General features: G+C 41.8%; 15 protein-coding genes. 14 read left to right on the top strand and 1 reads right to left on the bottom strand.

Features of this window, described 5'->3' with window-relative positions; genetic code table 11:
• Positions 1–177: 177 nt before the first annotated feature.
• The 4 genes from R2S08_RS26435 (at position 178) to R2S08_RS26420 (ending at position 5,156) form a co-directional block, all read left to right on the top strand.
• Positions 178–798 (top strand): hypothetical protein, encoded by a 621-nt coding sequence (locus R2S08_RS26435; RefSeq protein ID WP_316837938.1) that lies wholly within the window; start codon positions 178–180, stop codon positions 796–798.
• Positions 795–1,097 carry a winged helix-turn-helix domain-containing protein gene (locus R2S08_RS26430; RefSeq protein ID WP_307866637.1) on the top strand — a complete coding sequence of 101 codons (303 nt, stop codon included), beginning with the start codon at positions 795–797 and terminating at the stop codon, positions 1,095–1,097. Before R2S08_RS26435 ends, R2S08_RS26430 begins: the two co-directional genes overlap by 4 nt.
• A 56-nt stretch (positions 1,098–1,153) precedes the next feature.
• Positions 1,154–2,545, top strand: coding sequence for a cell envelope integrity protein CreD (creD, locus tag R2S08_RS26425; RefSeq protein ID WP_316837937.1), 1,392 nt, complete (start codon positions 1,154–1,156; stop codon positions 2,543–2,545).
• A gap of 133 nt (positions 2,546–2,678) precedes the next feature.
• Positions 2,679–5,156 (top strand): mechanosensitive ion channel domain-containing protein, encoded by a 2,478-nt coding sequence (locus R2S08_RS26420; protein ID WP_316837936.1) that lies wholly within the window; start codon positions 2,679–2,681, stop codon positions 5,154–5,156.
• Here the strand turns inward: R2S08_RS26420 and R2S08_RS26415 are convergent.
• Positions 5,153–6,019 (bottom strand): AraC family transcriptional regulator, encoded by an 867-nt coding sequence (locus tag R2S08_RS26415; RefSeq protein WP_316837935.1) that lies wholly within the window; start codon positions 6,017–6,019, stop codon positions 5,153–5,155. The genes R2S08_RS26420 and R2S08_RS26415 overlap by 4 nt on opposite strands.
• Before the next feature lie 150 nt (positions 6,020–6,169).
• On the opposite strand from R2S08_RS26415, the gene R2S08_RS26410 reads away from it, so the two are divergent.
• The 10 genes from R2S08_RS26410 to R2S08_RS26365 all read left to right on the top strand — a co-directional run bounded on the left by R2S08_RS26410 (position 6,170) and on the right by R2S08_RS26365 (position 24,485).
• Complete coding sequence (locus tag R2S08_RS26410; RefSeq protein ID WP_316837934.1) at positions 6,170–9,238, top strand: TonB-dependent receptor; 3,069 nt, start codon at positions 6,170–6,172, stop codon at positions 9,236–9,238.
• 4 nt (positions 9,239–9,242) lie between these two features.
• Entirely contained in the window at positions 9,243–10,925 is a 1,683-nt protein-coding gene (locus tag R2S08_RS26405; protein WP_316837933.1) for a RagB/SusD family nutrient uptake outer membrane protein, read from the top strand.
• Positions 10,926–10,965: 40 nt separating this feature from the next.
• Positions 10,966–11,655 (top strand): RraA family protein, encoded by a 690-nt coding sequence (locus R2S08_RS26400; RefSeq protein ID WP_316837932.1) that lies wholly within the window; start codon positions 10,966–10,968, stop codon positions 11,653–11,655.
• Between the two features lie 47 nt (positions 11,656–11,702).
• The gene (locus R2S08_RS26395; protein WP_316837931.1) at positions 11,703–14,627 is read left to right on the top strand and encodes a glycoside hydrolase family 2 protein; all 2,925 of its coding nucleotides are present in this window, start codon (positions 11,703–11,705) and stop codon (positions 14,625–14,627) included.
• Between the two features lie 6 nt (positions 14,628–14,633).
• Positions 14,634–16,913: a glycosyl hydrolase family 95 catalytic domain-containing protein gene (locus R2S08_RS26390; protein WP_316837930.1), complete on the top strand. Its 2,280-nt coding sequence runs from the start codon at positions 14,634–14,636 to the stop codon at positions 16,911–16,913.
• Positions 16,914–16,931: 18 nt separating this feature from the next.
• Entirely contained in the window at positions 16,932–18,098 is a 1,167-nt protein-coding gene (locus tag R2S08_RS26385) for a mandelate racemase/muconate lactonizing enzyme family protein (RefSeq protein ID WP_316837929.1), read from the top strand.
• 48 nt (positions 18,099–18,146) lie between these two features.
• Complete coding sequence (locus R2S08_RS26380; RefSeq protein WP_316837928.1) at positions 18,147–18,941, top strand: SDR family NAD(P)-dependent oxidoreductase; 795 nt, start codon at positions 18,147–18,149, stop codon at positions 18,939–18,941.
• A 20-nt stretch (positions 18,942–18,961) separates the two neighbouring features.
• Entirely contained in the window at positions 18,962–19,840 is an 879-nt protein-coding gene (locus tag R2S08_RS26375) for an SMP-30/gluconolactonase/LRE family protein (protein ID WP_316837927.1), read from the top strand.
• Between the two features lie 63 nt (positions 19,841–19,903).
• Positions 19,904–21,556, top strand: a complete 1,653-nt coding sequence (locus R2S08_RS26370; protein ID WP_316837926.1) for a sodium:solute symporter family protein — start codon at positions 19,904–19,906, stop codon at positions 21,554–21,556.
• A gap of 7 nt (positions 21,557–21,563) precedes the next feature.
• Positions 21,564–24,485 (top strand): glycoside hydrolase family 2 protein, encoded by a 2,922-nt coding sequence (locus tag R2S08_RS26365; RefSeq protein ID WP_316837925.1) that lies wholly within the window; start codon positions 21,564–21,566, stop codon positions 24,483–24,485.
• Positions 24,486–24,488 lie beyond the last annotated feature (3 nt).

The following is a 24,488-nucleotide window of genomic DNA, read 5'->3' as shown; positions in this document are numbered from 1 at the left end:
ATGTGAGCTGCGGTTTTACCTTTAAAGGAATTACTGAGCCCATGAATTCAGATCAGCTTCCCGCGCACTATAATGCGATTACACTGAGCCTTTTTGAGATAGAGGTTTGATAAAAATAATATAATACTTGGAAGTCTGGATTTTTCTATGTTGCTTTGTATCTCAAAGTACTTTCAAATGGAAGAAAAAGACATCTATGCCGAATTGTCGTCCATCAGGAACCTGATGGAGCGTTCTGCTAAATTTATTTCACTGAGCGGTTTATCTGGTGTCATGGCAGGTGTGTATGCATTGGCAGGATCGGCAATAGGATATAAGATCGTTTATGGAAATTCCAAAAGTTTAGCCTACCGGGAGCATTACGTAAATGATGCTTATATCACCTGGAAATTAATTGCAGTGGCCTTGGCCGTACTCGTTTTGTCCCTTGGTACCGGTGTCTATTTAACCATCAGAAAGGCGAGAAAGAACAAACAGGAGTTCTGGAACCCAGGCAGTAAAAGATTACTGGTGAGTATGGCTTTTCCTTTGGTTACCGGAGGTTTGTTTATTCTGGCACTTTTGTCCAGAGGCTTTGTTGAAATTGTTGCACCTGCCTCGCTTATTTTTTATGGTTTATCCTTGGTTGCGGGAAGTCATTATACCTATAAAGATGTAAAATGGCTGGGCATCATGGAAATTGCTTTGGGCTTAATTGCTGCGCTGCAACCCGGTTATGGTTTGGTTTTCTGGACCATTGGCTTTGGTGTGCTGCATATTGTATATGGTTCCATTATGCACTTTAAATACGACAGGTGAAAAATCCGCTGATCCATTTCGACAAAGCATTCGAGAACCGCATACGCCTCCAAATTATGAGTGTATTGGTGGCTAATGAACACTATGATTTTAATTCCTTAAAGGAATTGCTTGAAGTTACAGATGGCAACCTGGCTTCACATTTAAAAGCTTTGGAAAAGGAAGAGTACATTACGGTGAACAAAACTTTTGTAGGAAGAAAACCCAATACCCAGTACCTGGCTTCAGAAATAGGCAGGAATGCTTTCAAAAGACATCTCCAGGCACTTGAAAATTTAATTAAACAACAGAAACTCTAAATTTTTTTATCCATATACTTTGTAATGCAAAGTACTTTTAAAATAGAAATATAACGATGAATACAACAGAACAACCCGAAAAACAAACCTTTAGAGAATGGCTGAAGCAGTCATTTATGGTTAAAGCAGCCGTTATTGGCATACTTGTACTTTTATTGCTCATTCCCTCAAACCTCATCCAGGATCTGATCCGCGAAAGGCAGGCAAGAGGAGAAGAAGTTAGCGCCGAAATTGCAGACAAATGGTCTGGTAGTCAATTGATACAGGGGCCTGTTATGGTACTGCCTTATAAAACTACAGTTTCAGAAAAAAATGCAGCCGGAAAATATGAAGACAGGGAATTGATCACCAATATCTATTTGCTTCCTGAAGTCCTGAACATCGGGGCTTCTGTACAGCCCCGGAAGCTTCACCGTGCCATTTTTGATGCGGTAGTATATGATGCTAAAATTCACACTACAGGTAAATTCGATGCCCTGGAACTTCAAAAATCCGATATTGATCCTGGCAGAGTTCTATGGGACAAGGCTAAAGTGGTCATTGGTTTAAGTGATTTGAAAGGTTTGAAGAACAATCCGGTCATTAAGCTGGAAAACAAGTCTTACAATGTAGAACCTGATAACCTGTCTAAAGTGTTTGCCAGTGCAGAAGCTGCAAGTAACGATGCACAAAATCTTTTTGAAAATAACCTCGTGATCCGTCCCGATCTTTCGTTAAGCAAAAGTACCGCTGTAAGTTTTGATTTTGATCTCGATATCCGGGGAAGCGGAGACCTGAACTTTATGCACTTGGGAAGAACCACCAATGTCAAAGCCTCGGGGAACTGGAACGCGCCGAGTTTTACCGGCCGGTATCTTCCTGACGAACGTAAGATTGCGGGAGAAACATTCGATGCCAACTGGAAAATGACCTATTTTAACCGTCCGTTTCCGCAACAATGGGTTGGAGGGAAGACCAGTCTGCAAGCCAAAGATGAGAACGCAGCAATTTTCGGCGTAAAATTTAAACTTCCTGTAGATCAGTATCAAAAAACCATGCGTACCGCAAAATATGCTATACTGATTATCCTCCTCACTTTTATTTCACTCCTGTTTACCGAATTGCTGATTAAGCGCAGCATACATGTACTTCACTATGCCCTTATCGGATCTGCTATGACCATTTACTATATTTTGCTCCTGTCCTTCAGCGAACAAATGGGTTTTAACATCGCCTATCTGATTGCCTCAGTAGCCACCATTGGATTGATCAGCACCTTTATCGCGTCCTTGCTTCGGAACAAGAAAGCGGCGGCGGTTTATGCCGCCATTATAGCCACTTTCTATTGTTTTGTATATGTGATCATCCAACTGGAAGACCTGGCTTTATTGTTTGGAAGTATCGGCCTGTTTGTCATTGTAGGCGTACTGATGCACTTAGCTGCAAGGGTCAATCTGGACAAGAAATAATATGGGTTAAAAGACATCGTTTGCTCTCCGATACTGCCGGCAGCCGAAGGGCTGCTGGCAGTTGGTTATGGCCAGGCAAGATATTTAAATGCCAATTTTTGCGTATTATTGAATATTAATCCCTGGTAAATCTATGTTGTTTAAAAAAGTATTTCCCTTTCTTTTGTTTTCCGTATGTCTTTTTTGCAGCATTAACCTTCATGCCCAAAAAACGGATACGATAAGGAAGCCTATTGCGAAAGATAGTTTAAAACTGGATTTTGTAGAGAAAATGCAAGCTTTTGCAAAACGGTCTTCAAAGAAAAGCGCAGAAGATTTTGATGCTGATAAAGCATCAATCAGTCAGATCAAAACATTTGATGAACTGAAACGGACTATGCAGAAAGCAAAAATTTACCTCAAGAGTAAGCTGGATACACCGGGTACTAAAGTCGTTCTTCAGGAAATTGAGAAAGATTTTGCAATAGCTGGTGATGGAGTGTTTACCAATAAAGGAACAGCACAGACTTTTCGCAATTTAACTGCAACCTCTAAAATATTGGCTCAGTTACTGAATAAGGCAAATGCCAGAAAAATAAGTTTAGATCTGCATCTTCAGGAATTAAACAATTTTCGGTATCAACTGGATTCCTTACTGAGTGTTCCCTCTCTGTTTAAATTCCCTAAGGATTCAACCACACTCATGAAGTATCTGCAAAAGATACGTGTCATAGCCTATGAAACCAGCCCCGTAGACACTTCATTAACACTTGCAAGCAATAATATCCAGACCTTACTGAACCAGGTCAATCTTACTGTCTTTAATCTGCAGAGCAGCTTGGAAGAAATTGAGGTCTATCAAAAAGATATGGCCAATCAAACGTTCAAAAGAGAATTTAGTAATATATGGGATCCTGAAGGTTTTTACCGTCCTTTTGGTGAAATACTCAATTTTTCTAAAACGAAAGGATTTCTGACGCTCAGTTTTTATGCTGAAAATAACACGGGTAAACTGGTCGTAATGATTTTACTTATACTGATCTCATTTATTTACCTGCGGTCTCTTAAAAACATTTATATTGAAGGCGGCCTGCTTAAACCAGATTTTGACGGTCAGTTGGTGATCCGGTATCCACTGCTGTCAGCCATCTTATTGGTGATTAGTCTGTTTCAGTTTGTTTTCTTATCGCCGCCCTTTATCTTAAGCGTTATCTTCTGGGCAATATCCTGTATTTGCCTCAGTATTATTTTTAACGATTTTGTTAGAAAGTACTGGATGCGTGTCTGGTTATTGATGGTGATACTTTTTATAATTGCAGCGCTGGGTAATCTGGTTTTGCAGGCATCAAGAGTCGAACGATGGTTTATGCTTTTCATTTCCATATTTGGAACAATAGCAGGGGTCAATATCCTATTAAGAGGACACAGGGACGAGCTTAAAGAAAAGTGGATTGTATGGTCAATTGCTTTTATGACCTTACTTGAGCTCATCTCTGCACTGGCCAACATGATCGGTCGGTATAATTTAGCAAAAACATTATTTATCAGTGGTTTTCTGAATGTCGTTATCGCTATTCTTTTTCTTTGGACGGTACGGCTGATTAATGAAGGACTATTCCTGGCCTTTAATGTATACTCAGGCCAGGACAAGAAACTGTTCTATCTTAATTTTGAAAAAGTAGGTAAAAAGGCCCCCGCATTATTTTATTTAGTGTTAATCTTCGGCTGGATTGTGTTATTCGGGCGTAATTTTCCCGCATTTGACTATCTGTCTAAGCCTCTTTTGAATTTTTTCAGCGAAGAGCGCACACTCGGCAATTATTCTTTTAGTATAAACAATATGCTGTTGTTCATTACGATTATGGGTATTGCTGTGGTCATTTCCAAAATTGTTTCTTTCTTTGCCTCAGACAGACATCTGCACGCCGGGAAGGATGATAAATCTGGAGTTGAAGGAATTGGCAGCTGGCTTTTGCTGGTGCGTATTTCTATACTCAGTATAGGCTTATTTTTAGCAGTAGCAGCGGCGGGAATTCCGGTTGACCGGATAACCATTGTTTTAGGGGCGTTGGGTGTGGGTATTGGATTCGGTCTCCAAACCCTGGTCAATAACCTGGTAAGCGGACTGATCATTGCATTTGAAAAGCCCGTAAATGTAGGTGATATTGTAGACGTTGACGGTCAGGGTGGAAAAATGAAATCCATAGGCTTTCGAAGCAGCATCATTTCTACCTGGGATGGAGCCGATGTGGTGATGCCAAACGGCGATTTGCTCAATGCCCATCTGGTCAATTGGTCACTGGGCGGAAATCGCAAAAGGATATCCATATTAATTGGCGTTGCTTATGATACAGACCTGGAAAAATGCAGGCAGATCCTGGCTGAAATTTTAAACGATGAACAACGGATCAGTAAGAATCCAGGCCCGATAGTGCAATATGAACAATTTAACAACAGTTCAATAGATCTGAGAATTTATTTTTGGACAAAGCACATCGGAGATATTTATGCTACAAAAAGCGATCTGATCATGAAAATTGTAACAGCCTTTAGAACAAAAGGAATCGAAATTCCATTCCCTCAGCAGGATATTTATCTCCATCATCCAGATAAAGATGAAGAAGATCGTTAAATACTGAGGTTCTTTTTAAAATCACTAGGTGAAACTTTTGTGTAATGCTTAAAATTCCGGTTAAAATTGGTCAGATTATTAAAGCCACTTTGAAAGCAAACCTGCGAAATAGATAGGCTATCATTGCACAGCAGTTTACATGCATAGCCTATCCTGACTTCATTTACAAATTGAGTAAAAGTTTTCTGGGTCTGGGCTTTAAAATACTTGCAAAAAGCAGATATGGTCATGTTAGCCAGCATCGACGCATTTTTCAGTGTGATCTCTTCAGCAAAATTGTTCATAATATAATTATATACCCGGTTGATCCGCTGAACATCTTTTTGATTATGTGGATTGCTGTAGCCAACACTGGCCAGACATTTGTATTCCTTTGTTTCAGATAAAAGGTTCAGGATATGTAATAAATTAATAATCCTTTTGAGCCCGGTGCTTTGCAGCAATTTATTTAACAGCCTGACTACCTGCTTCTGGGACCTGCCATACACCCGTATTCCCCGGTTGATATCTTTAAGTAACTCATTGAAACGTGTAACTTCATTGGAGTTAATAAATTCCTCATTTAGCCAATCCAGCCTAAAGTAAGTCACAATAGCTTTCACCTCCCGGTCACTTGCAGGGTCATAATATTCTTTATCATTGTACATCACATGAGGAAGATTAGGACCCATTAATACCAGATCTCCAGCGCTGAAATCCTCAATGCTATCTCCAACGATTCTTCTTCCGCTACTGGCATTGATCAGAACCATTTCATATTCATTATGAAAGTGCAACGGATTATTAAGATTCTTAACATGAACCTCCTTTATAAATATGGAATGCTGTAAAACAGTTTTTGTTTCAATCAGAAGTGGTTGCATACGCTAATTTGCTTAAAATATCTGATAAATTATAATTTTGGATAATATAGTGTCAGTATCAGACAAGGCAGGTAGAGGTAATGGAAGGTCCATCATATAACTTTATTCCCCATAACTAACCATACTAACTCAAACCAAAAACCCAACACTATGATTCGTATACGTTTATTATTATTATCGGTCTTTCTGACCGGTAGTTTTGCTCAGGCACAAGTAAGAAACATCACGGGGACGGTACGTGATGCAGCAACACATACTCCATTACCAGGAGTAACCGTGGTGCTAAAAGGTACCACGATTAAGGCACAGTCTAATGCCAATGGGACCTTTGTCCTGGATCTGGGCGCAGAAAAGTCCCCGGTATTGATTTTCAACTATATCAGTTACACCCCTCTGGAAGTTCCGGTTGGAAATAAAACACACCTGGATGTTCAGCTCACTGAAGAAAAAAGAGAACTCAACGAGGTCGTTGTAGTTGCTTATGGTACCCAGAAAAAAGTTAACTTATCTGGTGCCGTTAACACGGTAAATACCAAAACGATCATCAACAGACCGGTAACTTCTTTAACCAATGCTTTACAGGGTACTGTGCCAGGTGTGGCCATCAAATCGTCTCCTGGCGATCTAGGCAATGACTTAGGTAGTATTAATATAAGGGGACGTGCAAATTTAGGGACATCGGCCCCTTTGTTTGTGGTTGATGGTGTGATCGTTACCCAAAATGATTTTGCCCGTATCAATCCTAATGATGTGGCGGCCATTTCTGTATTAAAGGATGCTTCTGCATCATCCATATATGGTGCAAGAGCAGCAAATGGCGTAATTTTGGTCACCACAAAAAGAGGAAATGGCAGCCCAACGATTAGTTATAATGCTTACTACGGCAGGCAATCGGCAACATATCTGCCAGATTATACCAACGCATATAATTATGCCATTTTACGTAACGAAGCGGAAACCAATCTGGGCAGAACACCACTTTATGATGCTCAAACCTTAGACGCGATAAAAAGCCAGTCTAATCCGGATCTTTATCCCAATACCGATTGGTACTCGTTAATTTTACGCAAAAGCGCACCAATGATGGAACATCAGGTAAGTGTGTCAGGAGGCGAAAAAACGAAATATTACTTAAGTGGTGCATTTTTTGACCAAAATTCTCTAATTCCGGGTAAAGATTTAAAACGCTACTCCTTAAGAGCCAATACCGAAACCCAAATCAGCGATAAATTTAAAATCGGGAGTAACTTGTCATTTATCAGAGATGGCTATAGCAACGATAATTTAGAAATAGGTTTTACCGGTCTGGGAAGATCTATCCCGCTATCCGTAGCCAAACAAAGTAATGGTGACTGGGGCAGTGTAACGGCAGGCAAAGAAAATGCAACCATAGCTGGACAAAACCCACTACGTTTATTACAAGACGGTGGTAGGACCAATTATAATACCAATCGTTTTATTGGTAATTTAAATGGAACTTACACACCAGTTAAAGGTTTGGATATATCCGGGTTGTTTTCTTATAATGCCTATAATTATTTCAACAGTTCTTTTATAAACACAATAGACCCTATTACAGGATTTATTACCAAAAAACCTTTAGGTAGTACAGCTGTAACAACCAATCAGTTAACAGAAGCCTGGCAAAGTACTTCGAATTTATTGTCTCAGGCAACAGCCAGTTACGAAAAAAATATAGACAAGAATTACTTTAAGGTTTTGGCTGGTGCTTCTTACGAAAAAGCACAAAAGAGAACCATCAGGGTGGTGCGTAAGGGTTTTCCAAATAACGATTTAAATGCGATTAATGCCGGTTCTACCCTTCCAGCAAATACAACAGCATTTAGCGATTTAGGTGATAATGTAGCCGGCGTAGGCGAAAGTGCACTGGCATCTGTTTTTGCCCGTGTAAATTATGCTTATGCTGATAAATATTTGCTTGAAGCAAGTGCCAGAAACGATGCCTCCTCTAAATTTGCACCGGGCCATCGTGCGGCATGGTATCCATCTGCATCGGTAGCCTGGCGCATATCGCAAGAAGATTTTATGAAAGATTTTACTGCGGTTAACGAATTAAAATTACGTTTATCTGCTGGTAAATTAGGTAACATCAACAACGTAGGCGATTATGATTTTTATGATGGCTTAAGTACAGGTACTACCGTAATTTTAGACCAATCAAAACAAGATGGTGTAACTCCTGCTAAATTGGCCAATCCATTATTAAGCTGGGAAAAACTCACCACTTATAATGCCGGTCTAGATGCAACTTTATTTAAATCGCTTACTTTGCAGTTAGATGTATTTAGCCGCATTACCAAAGATATTTTATTGCCTGATCCAAATATTCCGGCTGAAGCCGGTTTGGCTAGTGGTGAACAGCCATCTGTAAATTTAGGTACAGTAAAAAACAACGGATTTGAACTCTCGTTAAACTACAACGGAAAAATAAATGATTTTGGCTATTCTGTAGGTGGTAATGTAAGTAAAATCTGGAATAAGGTAACCGATTTGGGAGGCGCAAACGAAACAGCCCCAGATGGTTACTACATTAACCGCATTGGTCAACCGGTCGGTTCATTCTATATGTGGCAAGCCGAAGGTTTATTTGTTAATCAGGCCGATATTGATAGCCATGCTAAACAAGCCAATAACCCAAAACCTGGTGATATCAGATACAAAGATCAGGACGGTAATGGTGTAATAGATGGCAACGACAGAATCATTAATGGTAATGATGTACCTTATTTTACTTATGGCTTAAATCTGTCTGCCAATTATAAAGGTTTCGATTTAAGCGTATTAACCCAAGGGGTAAGTAATGTGAAAGTTTATTTAGAGGAAGAAGCTTCGCAGGCATTTTTTAACGGCGCGGGTGTTAAAAACTATGTATTGGGTAGATGGACTGCCGATAATCCGAATCCAAATGCGGCCTATCCAAGAGTAACCAACGATACCCAAAATTTTGGCATGTCCAGCTTTTGGCTGTTCGATGCTTCATACTTTAGGGTAAAAGCGATTACTCTAGGTTATACTATTCCTAAAAGTATATTGGACAGGGCAAAAATTAAAGGCTTAAGAGTTTATGCATCAAGCAATAATCCGTTTACTATCCGTGGGGATAAAAGATTAAAAGACTTTGATCCGGAAGCACCTTCACAAAGGTCGGCTTATCCATCTTTAAAAACATTTTCTGTTGGTCTGAATTTAACATTATAAGGTTATGAAAAAATTTATATACACATCGCTTCTCGCCTTGATCATTTTAGGCGGTTGTAAAAAGTCGGTAGATTTTGTGCCGCAGGATAAACTATCTGCAGGTAGTTTTTGGAAAACGCAAAATGATGTACAACTGGCGCTAAACGGTTGTTACGGATATTTAGCTAATGCCTTTAATTATGCATATGATGATGGCGCCGCCGATAATGCGTATTGTCAATATCCCTGGGAGAATAATGCCACGCTTGTCTCTGCAGGTAGTATTGATGCTACCTTAGATGCCGGATATAACAGCCGCTATGTTTTTATACGCCGCTATAATTATTTTTTAGATAATGTAGGTAAGGCAACTATGGATGAAACATTAAGGAAACGCTTTATTGCCGAAGCCAGAGTTCTAAGGGCTTTTACCTATTACGAACTGGCGCATTATTTTGGAGCAGTACCTTTGTTAAAAAAATCTTACACAGACCCTGAGGAAACCGCTGTAGCACCATCACCTGCTGCTGAAGTAATCCAATTTGCAATTGATGAAATTAAAGCCGTTGAGACAGATCTACCGGCCAGTTATTCCGGTGGTGCTCCAAACCAAATTGGCCGCATTACCAACGGTGCTGCCTGGGCGATCTTAACCCGTATTCAATTAGAATATGGCAAATATGACGACGCAGCGGCAAGTGCCCAAAAAGTAATGGCAGCAGGTTATCAGCTCTTCAGAAAAGCAGCATTAACCGCTAACGACACCAAGGATGATTATAGTACATTAGTAACTTTTACCGATGATGCCGCCAAGCAAAAATTCTATAAAGGCCTGGCCAGTTATCAACAACAATTCTGGGCAGCCAATGACGGTAATAAAGAAACCATCCTTGTATCACAGAATATTCAGGAAAACCAAAGTTATGCACCTTTTGGCAACGGATTGAGGATTTTATTTGCGACAGCAAATATGGGGGGCTGGAGTTCCATTACACCTATTCAAGGTTTGGTTGATGCTTACTGGAAGAGTGACGGTACGGCATTTACACCGCCAACACCCGAGCAAAGGGCAACTGATTTTAACATTAAAAAAACACCTTCAGCTAACTACATTAATGAATTTAAAAACCGGGATACCCGTCTGTATGCAAGTATATTGTTTCCTGGAGCAACCTGGAACGAATACAAAGATGGCTATGTATTTACCTGGGCCGGAGTGGCAGGCAGTGAAAGTTCAACTGGTTACAATTTTAAAAAATATCTGGATCCAGCTTCGTTGGCAAGTGGTTTAGAATTTGATGCCCCACAGGATTACAGCATCATCAGATATGCAGAAATACTTCTTGCTTATGCCGAAGCTAAAAACGAGGTAAGCGGCCCGGATGCAACTATTTTTGCTGCCTTAGATGATATAAGAGACCGTGCAGGCATGCCACTAATCAACCGAACCGTTAACAATACTAAAGAAAAACTTAGAGAAGTTATCCATAATGAGCGTAGAATAGAGTTGGCAGGTGAAGGACAGCGGTTTTTTGATATCAGACGTTGGAACATTGCAGCCAATGTAATGAAAACGCCTAAAGATATCGCCAATGTCATCGTTCAGGAACGTCATTGGCAGCCTAAATTTGTGTTAATGCCTTATCCGCAATCCGCTTTAGATAGAAATACAAATTTAAAAGCTCCGCAAGCAGCAAAAGGTTATTAAATAAACACACAAAATAAATATAAATACACCATCACGATCTATGGGAAAAATTACAAATGAAGACGAACTAATTGCTTTAGTAAAGAAAGAACTGTTTACTGCCGTTATAGGTGATATCATGGATAAACTGGGCCTGCTGAACCAGTTTTTACCTCCTCAAATACAACCATTGCGAGCAGATATGACGGTTGTTGGAATCGCGATGCCGGTATTGGAGGCCGACGTTATAGAGTCTTCAGAAGCTGGCCATAATCCGGTTCTGCGAAAACCTTTTGGTTTAATGCTGGAAGCTTTGGATGATTTGAAAAGAAATGAAGTATATATCTGTACCGGAGCATCGCCTTCTTATGCCTTATGGGGAGAACTGATGAGTGTGAGAGCAACCCAGCTGGGCGCTGTCGGAGCAGTGGTCAATGGCTATTCAAGAGATACGAACGGAATATTGGAAATGAATTTCCCAACTTTTTCTTACGGTAGTTATGCAAAAGATCAGGCGCCAAGAGGCAAAGTGATCGATTTCAGAACCCCTATAGAAATGAATGGCGTTATCATCAACTCAGGTGATTATGTCATTGGAGACAGAGATGGCGTATGCATTGTGCCAAAGGAGGCTTCAGAAGAGATATTCAGGTTAGCTTTTGAAAAAGCAAGAGGAGAAAAAGTTGTCTTTCAAAAGATCAAGGAGGGTATGGCCGCAAAAGAGGCATTTGAGATCTATGGAATCATGTAATTGGAATTATAAAACTAAATTTATCATTTATAAATAAAACGATCAGGATGGTTAAAACCGCATCGCTATTTAAATTTTGCCTGCTGCTTCTGTTATTGGTTCGCGCTGGCCATTCCTTTGGCCAGGGCCAGATCAATGGATTTGATATTCCACGGATTTCGCCAATACCTGCCACGGTTTCAAACACGCAGCGGACACATATTTTACTACATGGTAAATGGGATTTCCAGATTTCAGGAAGTCAATCCAGGCACAGTATTACTGTGCCTGGCGAATGGGAAATGCAGGGTTTTACCGTTAAAGAAGGTGAAACGGCTGTGTATAGCCTAAAGCTTGATATCCCGGCAGACTGGAAAGACCAGAGAATAAAAATACGTTTTGATGGAGTAAGCTCCCATGCATTAATAAAGGTTAACCATATAAAAGTGGGTGAGCATGAAGGAAGTTTTGTGCCGTTTGAAGTAGACATTACCAAAGCACTTCATGCCAGTCAAAATCTATTAGAAGTAGAAGTACAGGCATTAACCATGAGCGATCGTTTGGCCTGTACGTCGCAATATGCAGTACACACGGTTGGCGGGCTGTTGCGTAAAGTAACACTATTTACTTTGCCGCAAACCAATATAGCGTCAACCATAGCGACAACAACATTTGACCCACAGTTTAAAAACGCAGTACTAAAAATACAATCGGAAGTCGCCAATGAATCCGCTCTGCCCGCATCGGCTCAGTTCCAGTATGTTTTATCAGATGCCTCAGGTAAAGTAGTTTTCCAAAAATTATCTTCTGTTTCCAGGCCGGCAGGTCCCAATACGACTACTGAGGTTGGAACCACCATTACCGTAAAACAACCGAAACAATGGGACCCCGAACACCCCAATCTTTATCATTTAAAAAGCACTTTATTGGTGAATGGCAAAGCGGTACAAACCATAAGTCAATCTATTGGCTTCAGACAGGTTGAAGTTAAAGGCAATCAGTTGCTGGTCAACGGAAAGGCTGTAAAACTGCGTGGTGTAAACCGTCATTCCATACACCCGCTTACCGGCAGGAGTATCAGTCCGGAGCTGGACCGTAAGGATGCCCAGCTGTTCCGGGATGGAAATTGCAACTATATCCGTACCTCACATTATCCACCATCTGAAGAGTTTTTAAATGCAGCAGATAGCCTGGGGCTGTTTGTTGAAAGTGAAGCTTCTCTTTGCTGGATAAACCATGGTGCATCGCCCATCTGGAAAAAGTGGAACTATAAAGATGAAAAGTTCTTACCCTATATGGTGAATGCGGATGTGGAAAATGTACTTGCTGGTCGCAATCACCCTTCTGTGGTGATCTGGTCGCTGGGTAACGAATCTGTATGGAGTCCTTTGTGGGAAAAGGTCCTGGCAGTTGTAAAAAAGCTAGACCCTTCGCGCCCAACCACCTTCCACGATCAATGCTGGGGTGGTTTTAACAACGCACACAGCACAGCTGATATAGCGGTATACCACTACCCTGGTATCAACGGGCCTGCAGCATGCGATACCATGAAACGGCCAGTCCTTTTTGGGGAGTACGCTCACGTCTCCTGCTATAACCGGAGGGAATTACTGACCGATCCGGGCGTTCGCAGCAGTTATGGTAAACCCCTTGAAATGATGTATGATTCGATGTATTATCATAAGGGATGCTTGGGAGGTGCCATCTGGAGTGGGATTGATGATACTTTTCATATGCCCGACGGCCGCATTATAGGTTACGGCCCCTGGGGGCCGATTGATGGGTGGCGCAGGCCAAAACCAGAGTATTTTGGAATGAAAAAAGCCTATTCACCCATAAAAGTAAAACACATCAACTGGCCATCAGCCGGCAAAAAATACATCGAATTAAGTGTAGAGAACAGATATGATTTTACCTCGTTAAATGAGATCAGTATTACGGCCATCATAAATGGGGTTTCCCGGACAGTAAAAAGCGGAATTGCTCCACGCAGCAGCGGTAACATCAAAATTCCTGCCGATCAGGTGAAAACGCTGGAAATTAGCTTTAAAGACCCAAGAGGCTTCGTTGCTGAAGAGGAAAAATACGAGAAAGATATAGAGCAATCTATTCCGACTGGCCAGAATATAGCCGTATCCTATACCGAAAACGACGCTGCATACGTAGTACAACAAGGAAATATAGCCTACACTATTAGCAAAAATACCGGTATCATTATCTCCGCACGGAAAGGAGATACAGAGATTTTAAAACAAGGGCCGGTATTCAGCATGGTCCCTATGAATGAAGAAGATGGGGGGAAACCAAATGTAGCAGGAGAAACCTATCAGAACAACATTTATCCACTTAAAAATTATCCGGTGTATACTTTGTTTGCCACAGACCTTAATGTACAGAAAACCGATTCAGGATTGAAATTCTCCATGAATGTTTCTTATCTTGATTGTAAGGGTAAACAAAGCTATCTGTTTACAAATGACGGAAAACTGACTACAGAATATGAGGTTCAATATACTAAAGCGGATATCTCTCCGTATCAGTATGGGCTCATGCTGCAACTTCCCAAATCGTTTGATGAACTGAACTGGAAACGTAAAGCAGAATTTACAGTTTACCCGGCAAACGACATCGCCCGGCCCGAAGGAACTGCAGTACTTAACGCAAAATCAATGAATGCTGTAGAAGAATGGGGCGTTGTCCAAAAAGGGGATTGGAAAGATGATGCAAATGATTTAGGCAGTAACGATTTTCGTTCCACTAAGCGATATATAAAAAAGGCTTCACTTAAAAATGCTAATGGAGACGATATCACCGTGCTTTCTGATGGAACACAAGCCTCCAGAAGCTGGTTACAGGATGGAAATATAAACTGGCTGATCGCGGATTACTGCAACAATGGGTCTGAACCATTTTACGGCTCTCCTCATACAAATGGAAGAATTAAAATAAAAGAGAATACTTTAAAAGGTAAATTGACACTTGTTATAAAATAATTTTTTATGAAAAGGATAATTGCAGCTGCCACTTTTATTGTATTGTTTAACAGTGTATTTGCACAGTCAGACCGGCACGATCTGTATTTTAATAAACTTGCCAGCCAGTGGGATGAAGCAGTTCCGTTGGGAAATGGGATATTGGGTGCTTTAGTCTGGCAAAAGGCAGATCATTTAAGGTTTTCCTTAGACAGGGCTGATCTTTGGGATATGCGGCCAATGAAAGGTTTGCACCGCAAAGAATTTAATTATCAATGGGTCATAGATCAGGTGAACAAGAAGGATTATCAGCCCGTACAGCAATTGCTGGACGGGCCTTATGATCACGAGCCGGCGCCTTCCAAAATTCCCGGTGGAGCTTTAGAGTTAAACACTAAAGACTGGGGTGCTGTGACTTCAGTACATTTATCCCTGAAAAATGCATTATGTGAAGTGATCTGGGCCAACGGAACCAGGATGCAAACCTTTGTTGCTGCCAACAAGCCCCTGGGCTGGTTCAAATTTCAAAATCTGCAAGGAGAATTCAACCCCCAGCTTATTGCACCCAAATACCAGGGACAAGTCAAGATATCGGGCGATCCTGTTGGAGGAGATGATCTTTCCAGGCTGGGCTACAAGCAAGGCACTATAAAACGCAATGGAAATAGCGTAACCTACCATCAGGAAGGATGGAATGGCTTTAGTTATGATATTGCTGTACAATGGAAAAAGATAGACAAGACCACCATAGAAGGCGTTTGGAGCATTTCTTCTCAATTTCCAGAGCAGAAACCAGTAAAGAAAGCTATTGAAGTTGTTCAGCAAACTGTGCCGAAGAGTTTTGATACTGATCTCAGCAGACATACTTCCTGGTGGAAAGACTTCTGGGGTAAATCTGCATTGCATGTACCAGATAGTTTACTGGAGAAACAATGGTATCTGGAACAGTATAAATTTGGTTCACTAGCCAGACCAGATGCCCCACCAATTTCTCTGCAAGGTGTATGGACTGCAGACAATGGACGATTACCTCCCTGGAAAGGAGACTTTCACCACGACCTAAATACACAACTTAGTTACTGGCCCGCCTACAGCGGCAATCACCTTGATCTGGCTATGGGCTATATCAATCACCTGGAGCAGAATAAAGCCAATTACAAACGGTACACAAAGCTATACTTTAACAGTGAAGGTCTGGCAGTTCCAGGCGTTACCACATTGGATGGTACTGAAATGGGTGGCTGGATCCAGTATGCACTTTCTCCAACGGTGTCCTCCTGGCTGGCACAACATTACTACCTGCAGTGGAGATATAGTATGGATAGAGCATTCCTTAAAAATAAAGCCTATCCTTGGCTGCAGCAAACGGCTGTATTTTTGGAAAACATAAGCGTGAAAGATGATAAAGGTCATCGCAAATTGAAAATCAGCTCCAGTCCGGAAATTAATGATAATGATTTAAGTGCCTGGTTTCTGCAAAATACAAACTATGACCTGGCCTTAATGAAATCTACTTTCAAAATAGCAGCAGAACTGGCAGGCGAACTGGGGTTGAAAAAAGAAGCCGCACATTGGGCTAAAATATTTGCAGAGTTTGACGATTATGCACTTACGACAAAAGATGAATTGATGTTTTCACCAACAATGGCTTATAACCAGTCGCACCGCCATTTTTCACATATGATGGCCATTCATCCATTGGGCTTAATTAAATGGGAAGATGGACCAAGGGCACAATCTATTATTAAAAATTCAATAAGTTTATTGGATAGCCTAGGCCCCGATTATTGGTGTGGCTATTCTTATGCCTGGCTGGCGAACATGAAGGCAAGGGCAAAAGACGGAAATGGAGCTGCAAAAGATTTACAGATCTTTGCACGTGCTTTTTGCTCCATTAACAGTTTTCATTTAAACGGAGACCAGACCAAATCGGGCTTGTCCAAATTTCACTACCGTCCTTTTACCCTGGAAGGAAATTTTGCTTTTGCCGCAGGCCTACAGGAAATGTTGCTGCAGAGCTACGCTGGTTTTATAGAGATCATGCCTGCAGTTCCTGAAGGATGGAAAAACTTATCCTTTGAAAATTTACGGACCGAGGGTGCCTTTCTGATCAGTGCAAAGAAAGTTGAAGGAGAGATTGCAGAGGTGAAAATTATTTCAGAAAAGAGAAATACAACAAGCTTAAAGTTGCCATTCAAAACCTATACTATAGCTTCAAATAAAGGATTTATGGTAAAAAACGGACCAGATGGGTTCCTGAAATTGAGCGGAGAACCTGGTGGGATACTGATCTTAAAAATTAATTAAAAAACAAACTAAAAACAGATGAAAATTACAGATGTAAAAGTATGGCTGGTTGAAGGCGTAAAATACAACTGGACTTTATTAAAAATATATACAGATACAGGGCATACCGGAGTTGGGGAAGCCACAAACTGGCCGGGAAGTCCCATTGTTTTTGAAGCCGCCAAACATGTTGGCCAGCGTATCATAGGCTTGGATCCTATGAAAACAGATTTCATATGGACTAAACTTTACAGAGATTTAAACTGGATGGGCCCATTTGGAGCCAGTATGTGTGCCATTAGTGGTATAGACATGGCATTACTCGATTTAAAAGCAAAAGTATTGGGTGTGCCTTGCTACGAACTTTTAGGCGGAGCTTTCAGAAAAGATATTTTGCTCTATGCCAACTATTGGTTTACAGGCGGAGGTCATAATACCGAAGATTATGCAGCCCAGGCAAAAAAGGTTAAAGAAGCAGGTTTTACAGGTTTAAAATTCGATCCGTTTGCGCATACCAACTATTTGTATGGTGAGGATTTATCCTCCAATTTACAACTTACGGCTTCTCAGCAAGATCTCGCATTTAATGTAAGTAAAGCGGTACGCGATGCCGTGGGGCCAGAATTTGATATCATGATCGAAACCCACGCGATGTTAAATTATCGTGTGGCTGTGACCATGGCACAACGACTTTCTGAATTGAACATTACCTGGTATGAAGAACCTGCCGGGCCGGAAAATGCCAATACCTTGAAGGCCATGAGAGATCGTATTCCTTCAAATGTTTCCATCTGTGTAGGCGAACGCCACTATACCCGACACGGTATTCGTGATGTATTGGAAAAACACGTCTGCGACATTATGATGCCCGACATCACCCGCTGCGGTGGTCCGTCGGAAATGAAGCGAATGGCTACGATGATGGAAGCCTATAACGTTTTACTTGCGCCGCACAACCCCAACGGACCGTTGTCTACCTTGGCTAGTGCCCAGGTCTGCGCTTCTGTACCTAATTTTTTCAGGCAGGAATTTATGTTTAATGATGTGCCATGGAGAGATAAAGTCATTACGCATCCCATTGCAGATATGGTGGAAAATGGACACCTTAAGTTATCTGACCGGCCGGGTCTGGGCGTAGATCTTGTAGAAGAGGAAATGGAAAAACATCCAGGTATCCTGGAGCCAAGGCCAGGATTTTATGTCTAGCCATAAGAAAATAAATATCGGGTGTGCATTTAAATTGAATGAAAAAATATGTCTTTTCAAATTGATTTAAAAGGAAAAGTAGCCTTAGTTACAGGGGTAACTTCGGGTATAGGTTTAGGTGTGGCAAAAATGCTGGCCAAAGCAGGCTGTATAGTTGCAGGCTGCGCTGAAGCCGGGCCACATAGTCAGGGTGCTCAAGCTTTTATCGCTACGGTAGAAGCCGAAGGTGTTCAGGCATTTTACCAGCAAGCAGATCTCAGCCATACATTAGCCCCGGAAGCCCTGGTTTCTGCGGTAGCTGAAAAGTGTAATGGGAGAATAGATATTCTGGTTTCCAATGCAGGGAAAAATGTCTTTAAAGGCGCTGCGGGATGCGATGAAAGCGACTGGCAGGAGAATATGGACCTGAACCTTGCTGCCCACTGGAGACTGGCTAAATTATGCAAGCCCTATCTTGAACAGCATCAAGGCGTAATTATCCTGATGAGTTCTAATCATGCTTTTGCAAGCATACCGGGTTGCTTTCCCTATAACGTGGCCAAAACAGCCTTAACAGGTTTGGTCAGAAGCCTGGCCATAGAATGGGGGCCTTCCATACGTACGGTAGGCCTTGCCCCAGGTTTTATTGAAACACCTGGCAATCAAAGCTGGTTCAACTCTTTTGATCATCCAGACCAGGAAAGACAAAGAACCATAGACTTGCACCCGGTAAAACGCCTGGGAACAACAGAAGAACTTGGTGGCTGGTGTGTTTTTCTGGCCAGTGAATATGCCGCATTCGCTTCCGGTACCACTTATTTAATAGACGGCGGAAGAAGTGCAGTAATGCAGGACGGTTTTTAAACTAGACATTCAGATAAGAAATGAAGATATGGAACGCTGAATTACTGGTTCAGACAAAGTTAATCCTCGGAGAAGCCGCGATATGGCATCCGGAGTGGAACAAGTTTTTATACGTAGACATTGATGGAGAGAAAGTATATGCTATTGATCCGCAGACCCGGCATACAGAAGAAGTGAGTACCGGTAAAAAGGTGGGCACCGTAGCACCAGTTTCAGCTGATATACTGCTGGTGGCCCTGCAAGGTTCACTAGGATTGCTCAATTTTAAAAACGGAGAGTTCAAAGAACTCACTACTATAGAACCAGGGATCACAACCAACCGGAGTAATGACGGAAAATGCGACCCGGCCGGACGATTGTGGCTGGGTACGATGGATCTGAACGCCAGTTTACATCAGGGCGCATTGTATTGTTTTGATGGCAGTTTAAGAAAAGTAATTGATAAAACAAGTGTTTCTAACGGACTTTGCTGGACCGCAGATCACCAAACCATGTACTATATAGACTCATTTGAATACAATATCAGAGCTTACGATTTTGATTTAAAAAATGGTCTTATCTCTAATGAACGTATCGTGGTCAGCATAACAGACCCAGATATCATACCAGATGGAATGAGTATAGATGAAGAAGGAATGCTCTGGGTTGCCATGTGGGGTGGAGGATCTGTGAACCGTTATAACCCTGTAACAGGGGAAATGATAGGAACGGTAAATGTTGGAGTACCCCTGGTCACCTCCTGCGCGTTGGGTGGAAAAAATATGCAGCAATTGTTCATCACTACGGCAAGTAAAGGCCTTTCTGAAGAAGAACTGATGCAGTTTCCAGATAGTGGATCACTTTTTATCGTTGATGTTGGTGTTTGTGGTCTTCCTCCACATCCGTATCAGCCCCAGTGACCAGATTACATAGAATATCGTAAGAATAAGCAAACAATAAAACCAGATATTAAATTTTGATGAATGAAACTAGAGATCATTGACTACACAATTATTGCGATTTATTTCTTGTTTGTCATGGGCATAGGCCTGTGGTTACGGAAAAGAGTCACAACGGGTAAAGACTTCTTACTCAGCGGGCATAATATTCCATTGTGGATTACCTGTCTTGCCTTTATCTCGGCCAATCTAGGCGCACAGGAGGTACTTGGTATGGCGGCAAACGGCGCCAAATATGGCTTATATACCTTACACTTCTATTGGCTGGGCGCTGCATTGGCTATGATCTTTTTAGGTGTGTATATGATGCCATTCTATTATGGAAGCAAGGCCCGGAGTGTTCCCGAGTATCTAAAACTTCGTTTTGATGAGAAGACACGCACATTTAACGCCTTAACCTTTGCCGGTATGACGGTTTTTTCGTCGGGCGTCTCCTTGTATGCACTGGCTATGCTGATGCAAACCATATTGGGCTGGGACTTTGATATTTCAGTTTTACTTGCGGCCGGAATCGTATTGATCTATACCTTTTCCGGAGGTTTAACCGGAGCAATCTACAATGAAGTTCTGCAGTTCTTCCTGATCATTCTGGGTATTGCACCCCTGGTGTACATCGGTCTGGAAAAGGCTGGGGGATGGTCTGGGATTGTCAAGCATGTTGACGATGCCAAACTGCATGTCTGGAAAGGGCTGGATAGTCCGGCACATAACCCTATGGGCGTAGATGCCTTCAGCATGGTCTTTGGGCTGGGCTTTGTTCTGGCATTTGGCTATTGGTGTACTGATTTTTTGGTGGTGCAACGGGCCATGGCCAGCCGAAACCTCAATGAGGCGCAACGTACACCAGTATTAGCTGCATTCCCTAAGATCCTGATGCCCGCCATCGTCATTTTGCCGGGTATACTGTTGCTGGCCCTGCAGGCGCAATATAAAGGTTTCGAACTTCCTGTAAATGCCAATGGGTATAAAGATTACAATATGGTATTGCCTTTATTGTTACAGAAATTGTATCCAAGCGGATTGCTGGGCCTGGGTATTACAGCCCTTATTGCTTCGTTTATGAGTGGTATGGCAGGAAATGTAACCGCTTTTAATACGGTATGGACCTATGATATTTATCAAACACACATCAAAAAGAATGCTTCTGACCAGCATTACTTATATGTAGCCAAAGCCGCTACAATATTTGGAATTCTGGCTTCTATCGCTACAGCTTATGTTGCCCGGGGCTTTAACAGCATCATGGACCTGTTGCAACTGGTTTTTAGTTTTGTAAATGCACCCTTATTTGCCACTTTCTTTTTAGGCATGTTCTGGAAAAGAACAACAGGGCACGGTGCATTTTGGGGCTTAATCGCAGGAACACTTTCTGCGGCTTGTATACATGGCTTTTCAGTTGCAGAGGGCAAAGGAGGGTGGTTAGCTCCGGAATATAGCTTTTACTCTGCAACTGGACAAGCCTTTGCCATCGCTTCTTTTGCATTTTTGGTCTGCTTCCTGATTACGGTTCTGGTGAGTTTAAAAACAAAACCTCGTAAAGAAGAGGAACTCGTCGGATTGGTCTATAGTCTCACGCCAAAGCAGAAGGATTTAAATAAAATCTGGTACAAGAACCCCCTTTACCTGGGCGTAATTGTACTGATCATCACCGTCATCTTTAATCTGTTGTTTTATTAATTCAAAAATGAAGATATTATATAAACTATGTTTTGTCGGCCTTGCCTTCGTTGTAAACACAGCAAATGCTCAAATTCAAAAGATTACCTTTCCGCTGGCAGGTAATAAAAGCATCGGGATCGCCCGTTTATCGCCCGTTCCATCTAATGCGGACCTAAAGATTCCTTTAAATGGCGAATGGCTGTTCTCAGAAAACATCGATCGGGAAGCCTGTAAGAAACCCATCCAGGTTCCTGGAGAATGGGTCATGCAGGGCTTTGAAGTAGAAAAAGGTAAGGCCGCCGGATATTTAAAAAAAATAGATATTCCTTCCGGCTGGAAAAACAAACGTGTAAAAATCCGTTTTGACGGCGTTTACAGTGATACAGAAATATGGATAAATGGTCAAAAGACGGGAACACATTTGGGCGGATTTACCCCCTTTGAAATAGACATCACTTCCTTTGTGAAATGGTCAGGAAGTAATGAAGTGCTTGTTAAAGTGAAATCAGACAGTAAAGCAGATTCACTGGCAAGCGCCTCTCAATATGCCGTTCATACCCTTGGTGGTATTTCCAGGAAAGTATACCTGGTTGCACTGGAAGATGTAAATCTGGCTTATGCCGATGCAAAGACCACCTTTGACTCTAAGTTCGAAAATGCAGTGCTTACCACCGACGTTGTAATTGCCAATGAAAAAAGTGGGAAATCCGGTAGTTTAACTTTTTCTGCTGAACTTTTTAGCCCGGGTGGAAAAGGAGAAAAGCTTGCAGATAAATCTGTAACGATAGAAAAAGGACTGGAAGCTGGAAAATTATTTGCTCAAACCTTGAACCTGGATGTGCTTAAACCTCAGAAATGGGATCCTGAACATCCCTTTTTGTATGAGTTAAGACTAAGCCTTAAGGAAGGAAATCAGCTAAAATCACAAGTCACCAAACTGATTGGATTTCGTCAGATTGACGTGAAAGGCAACCGCGTTTTGGTGAACAACATACCTGTAAAACTCAGGGGCGTATGTCACCATGAAACTATGCCATTGCGCGGCAGATCTGTAAACGATAACCAATGGGAAAGGGATGTAAAGATTTTCAGAGAAGGAAATGTGAATTATATCCGCACCTCTCATTATCCACCTCCTGAAGAACTTGTAGCAGCATGTGATAAATTAGGAATGTTTCTTGAAGTGGAAGCACCTTTTTGCTGGGCTGAAAATACGACAGTTCCAACAGAGCTTTTCGATCAGCTGCTGGTTAACCAGACCATGGACATGGTGAGCTTCTTTCGCTCCAATCCATCTGTGCTCATCTGGTCTTTGGGCAATGAATCCTTAAAGTACAAAGAATATTTTAAAAAGACAGGCGAACTGGTCAAGCTGTTTGATCCAACAAGACCAAGAAACTTTAGCCAGTACGGTCCGGATGGTGATGACGGCGATCTGGAAATTGCCAACCACCATTATCCAGGTCCCGGAGGGCCAGATCAATACCGGAATTATAAACGGCCCATTGTATTTGATGAATATGTGCACCTGAATGCCTATAACAGATTGGAACTGGTTACCGATCCTGGGGTACGTGATGCCTGGGGTATTGGTTTCGAAGCCATGTGGGAAAAAATGCAGAAAACGGATGCTGTATTGGGCGGTGCCATCTGGGCAGGAATAGATGATAGTTTCTTCCTCCCTAATGGTAAAACGGTTGGATATGGTACCTGGGGCCCGGTAGACGGATGGAGAAGAGAAAAACCAGAATACTGGCACATGAAAAAAATCTATTCTCCCGTAAAAATCAAGCTTGCAGGAAATTGGAATGAAGGAAAAGTGGAACTTTTGGTAGAGAACAGACAACTTTTTAGTAATCTTAATGAATGCAAGATAGAATGGAGCCTTGGTCAGGAAAAAGGCAATATGACAGCAGATGTAAAGCCAGGAGCGAGTTCTAAACTCAGTTTAGCCTTAAATAAAAGACCATCGCCGACAGACCCGCTGATGATAAAGATTTTCGATGCCCGGAATGTGATGATAGATATTTATCAGTTTGATATTGTTCCCGCAATAGTGATGGCTGCGGAGAAAAAAGAAGACCCGGCGCTGTGGACTTATCAGCAGGAACAAGATATGCTCATCAGTAAAAGTAAAGACTTGGACATCAGCCTAAATCTGAAAAATGGAAATCTGGAGCAGATCAAAAAAGGAGGTAAAACCATTATGCTTTCCAACGGACAATTAATGGTTCTGCCGCTTACAGGCGAGGGAAGAGGCGTCCAGATGACTGGCGAAAACCAGCAATTTGACCCTTTTACTGATGTTTGCAAGAACAGAGTAGTCAAAGAAGTGAAGCTCAGCAAAATGAAAAATGAACTTACTGTGAGCATCAATGACGATTATGAAGAAGCTTTTGGCACCATTAATTATCATTATTTTGCCAATGGTAAAATAACAGTAGACTATAAGTACACCTTAAAAAGAGACATTAACCCAAGACAATGGGGTATGGTCTTTAACCTTCCAGCTTCTTATCATGAGTTGAACTGGAGCAGAAGAGGACAGTGGAATTATTATCCCCAAGATCATATTGGCCGACTGACAGGAAAAGCCAACGTACTTTCTGATGTAGAAGTATCCGGTGCGGCTGGCCCATCACACCAGCCAGGCAATTCCTGGAGTACCGATAGAAACAATATGGGTACTAATGATTTCAGATCGACAAAAATGAATATTAAAGAAGCAAGCCTGAATGATGGAGCTGATTCTTTCAAAATCCAGTCTGATGGCACCCAGCATCTGCGTGCCTGGAAGAACGGACAAAACGTTGAAGTCCTTGTTGCAGGCTATAGCAATATGGGAGCTGAACGTTTTTTCAGAGGCCACGCAGAAAAAATGGACAGACCTCTAAAAAGAGGAGATGTTATCCAGGATAACATCCGCCTTCAGATTGACCATAAATAAAAT

The organism is Pedobacter nutrimenti (genome assembly GCF_032678445.1).
Taxonomy (GTDB): Bacteria; Bacteroidota; Bacteroidia; order Sphingobacteriales; family Sphingobacteriaceae; genus Pedobacter; species Pedobacter nutrimenti_A.
The sequence above is the reverse complement of the archived record's forward strand: the minus strand, read 5'-3'. Positions and strand labels throughout refer to the sequence as shown.

What these genes read in the sequence shown, in the direction of transcription:
- R2S08_RS26435 (WP_316837938.1), top strand. Translation starts at nt 178, where the DNA reads ATGGAAGAAAAAGACATCTATGCCGAATTGTCGTCCATCAGGAACCTG.
- creD (WP_316837937.1), top strand. Translation starts at nt 1,154, where the DNA reads ATGAATACAACAGAACAACCCGAAAAACAAACCTTTAGAGAATGGCTG.
- R2S08_RS26420 (WP_316837936.1), top strand. Translation starts at nt 2,679, where the DNA reads ATGTTGTTTAAAAAAGTATTTCCCTTTCTTTTGTTTTCCGTATGTCTT.
- R2S08_RS26415 (WP_316837935.1), bottom strand. Translation starts at nt 6,019, where the DNA reads ATGCAACCACTTCTGATTGAAACAAAAACTGTTTTACAGCATTCCATA.
- R2S08_RS26410 (WP_316837934.1), top strand. Translation starts at nt 6,170, where the DNA reads ATGATTCGTATACGTTTATTATTATTATCGGTCTTTCTGACCGGTAGT.
- R2S08_RS26405 (WP_316837933.1), top strand. Translation starts at nt 9,243, where the DNA reads ATGAAAAAATTTATATACACATCGCTTCTCGCCTTGATCATTTTAGGC.
- R2S08_RS26400 (WP_316837932.1), top strand. Translation starts at nt 10,966, where the DNA reads ATGGGAAAAATTACAAATGAAGACGAACTAATTGCTTTAGTAAAGAAA.
- R2S08_RS26395 (WP_316837931.1), top strand. Translation starts at nt 11,703, where the DNA reads ATGGTTAAAACCGCATCGCTATTTAAATTTTGCCTGCTGCTTCTGTTA.
- R2S08_RS26390 (WP_316837930.1), top strand. Translation starts at nt 14,634, where the DNA reads ATGAAAAGGATAATTGCAGCTGCCACTTTTATTGTATTGTTTAACAGT.
- R2S08_RS26385 (WP_316837929.1), top strand. Translation starts at nt 16,932, where the DNA reads ATGAAAATTACAGATGTAAAAGTATGGCTGGTTGAAGGCGTAAAATAC.
- R2S08_RS26380 (WP_316837928.1), top strand. Translation starts at nt 18,147, where the DNA reads ATGTCTTTTCAAATTGATTTAAAAGGAAAAGTAGCCTTAGTTACAGGG.
- R2S08_RS26375 (WP_316837927.1), top strand. Translation starts at nt 18,962, where the DNA reads ATGAAGATATGGAACGCTGAATTACTGGTTCAGACAAAGTTAATCCTC.
- R2S08_RS26370 (WP_316837926.1), top strand. Translation starts at nt 19,904, where the DNA reads ATGAAACTAGAGATCATTGACTACACAATTATTGCGATTTATTTCTTG.
- R2S08_RS26365 (WP_316837925.1), top strand. Translation starts at nt 21,564, where the DNA reads ATGAAGATATTATATAAACTATGTTTTGTCGGCCTTGCCTTCGTTGTA.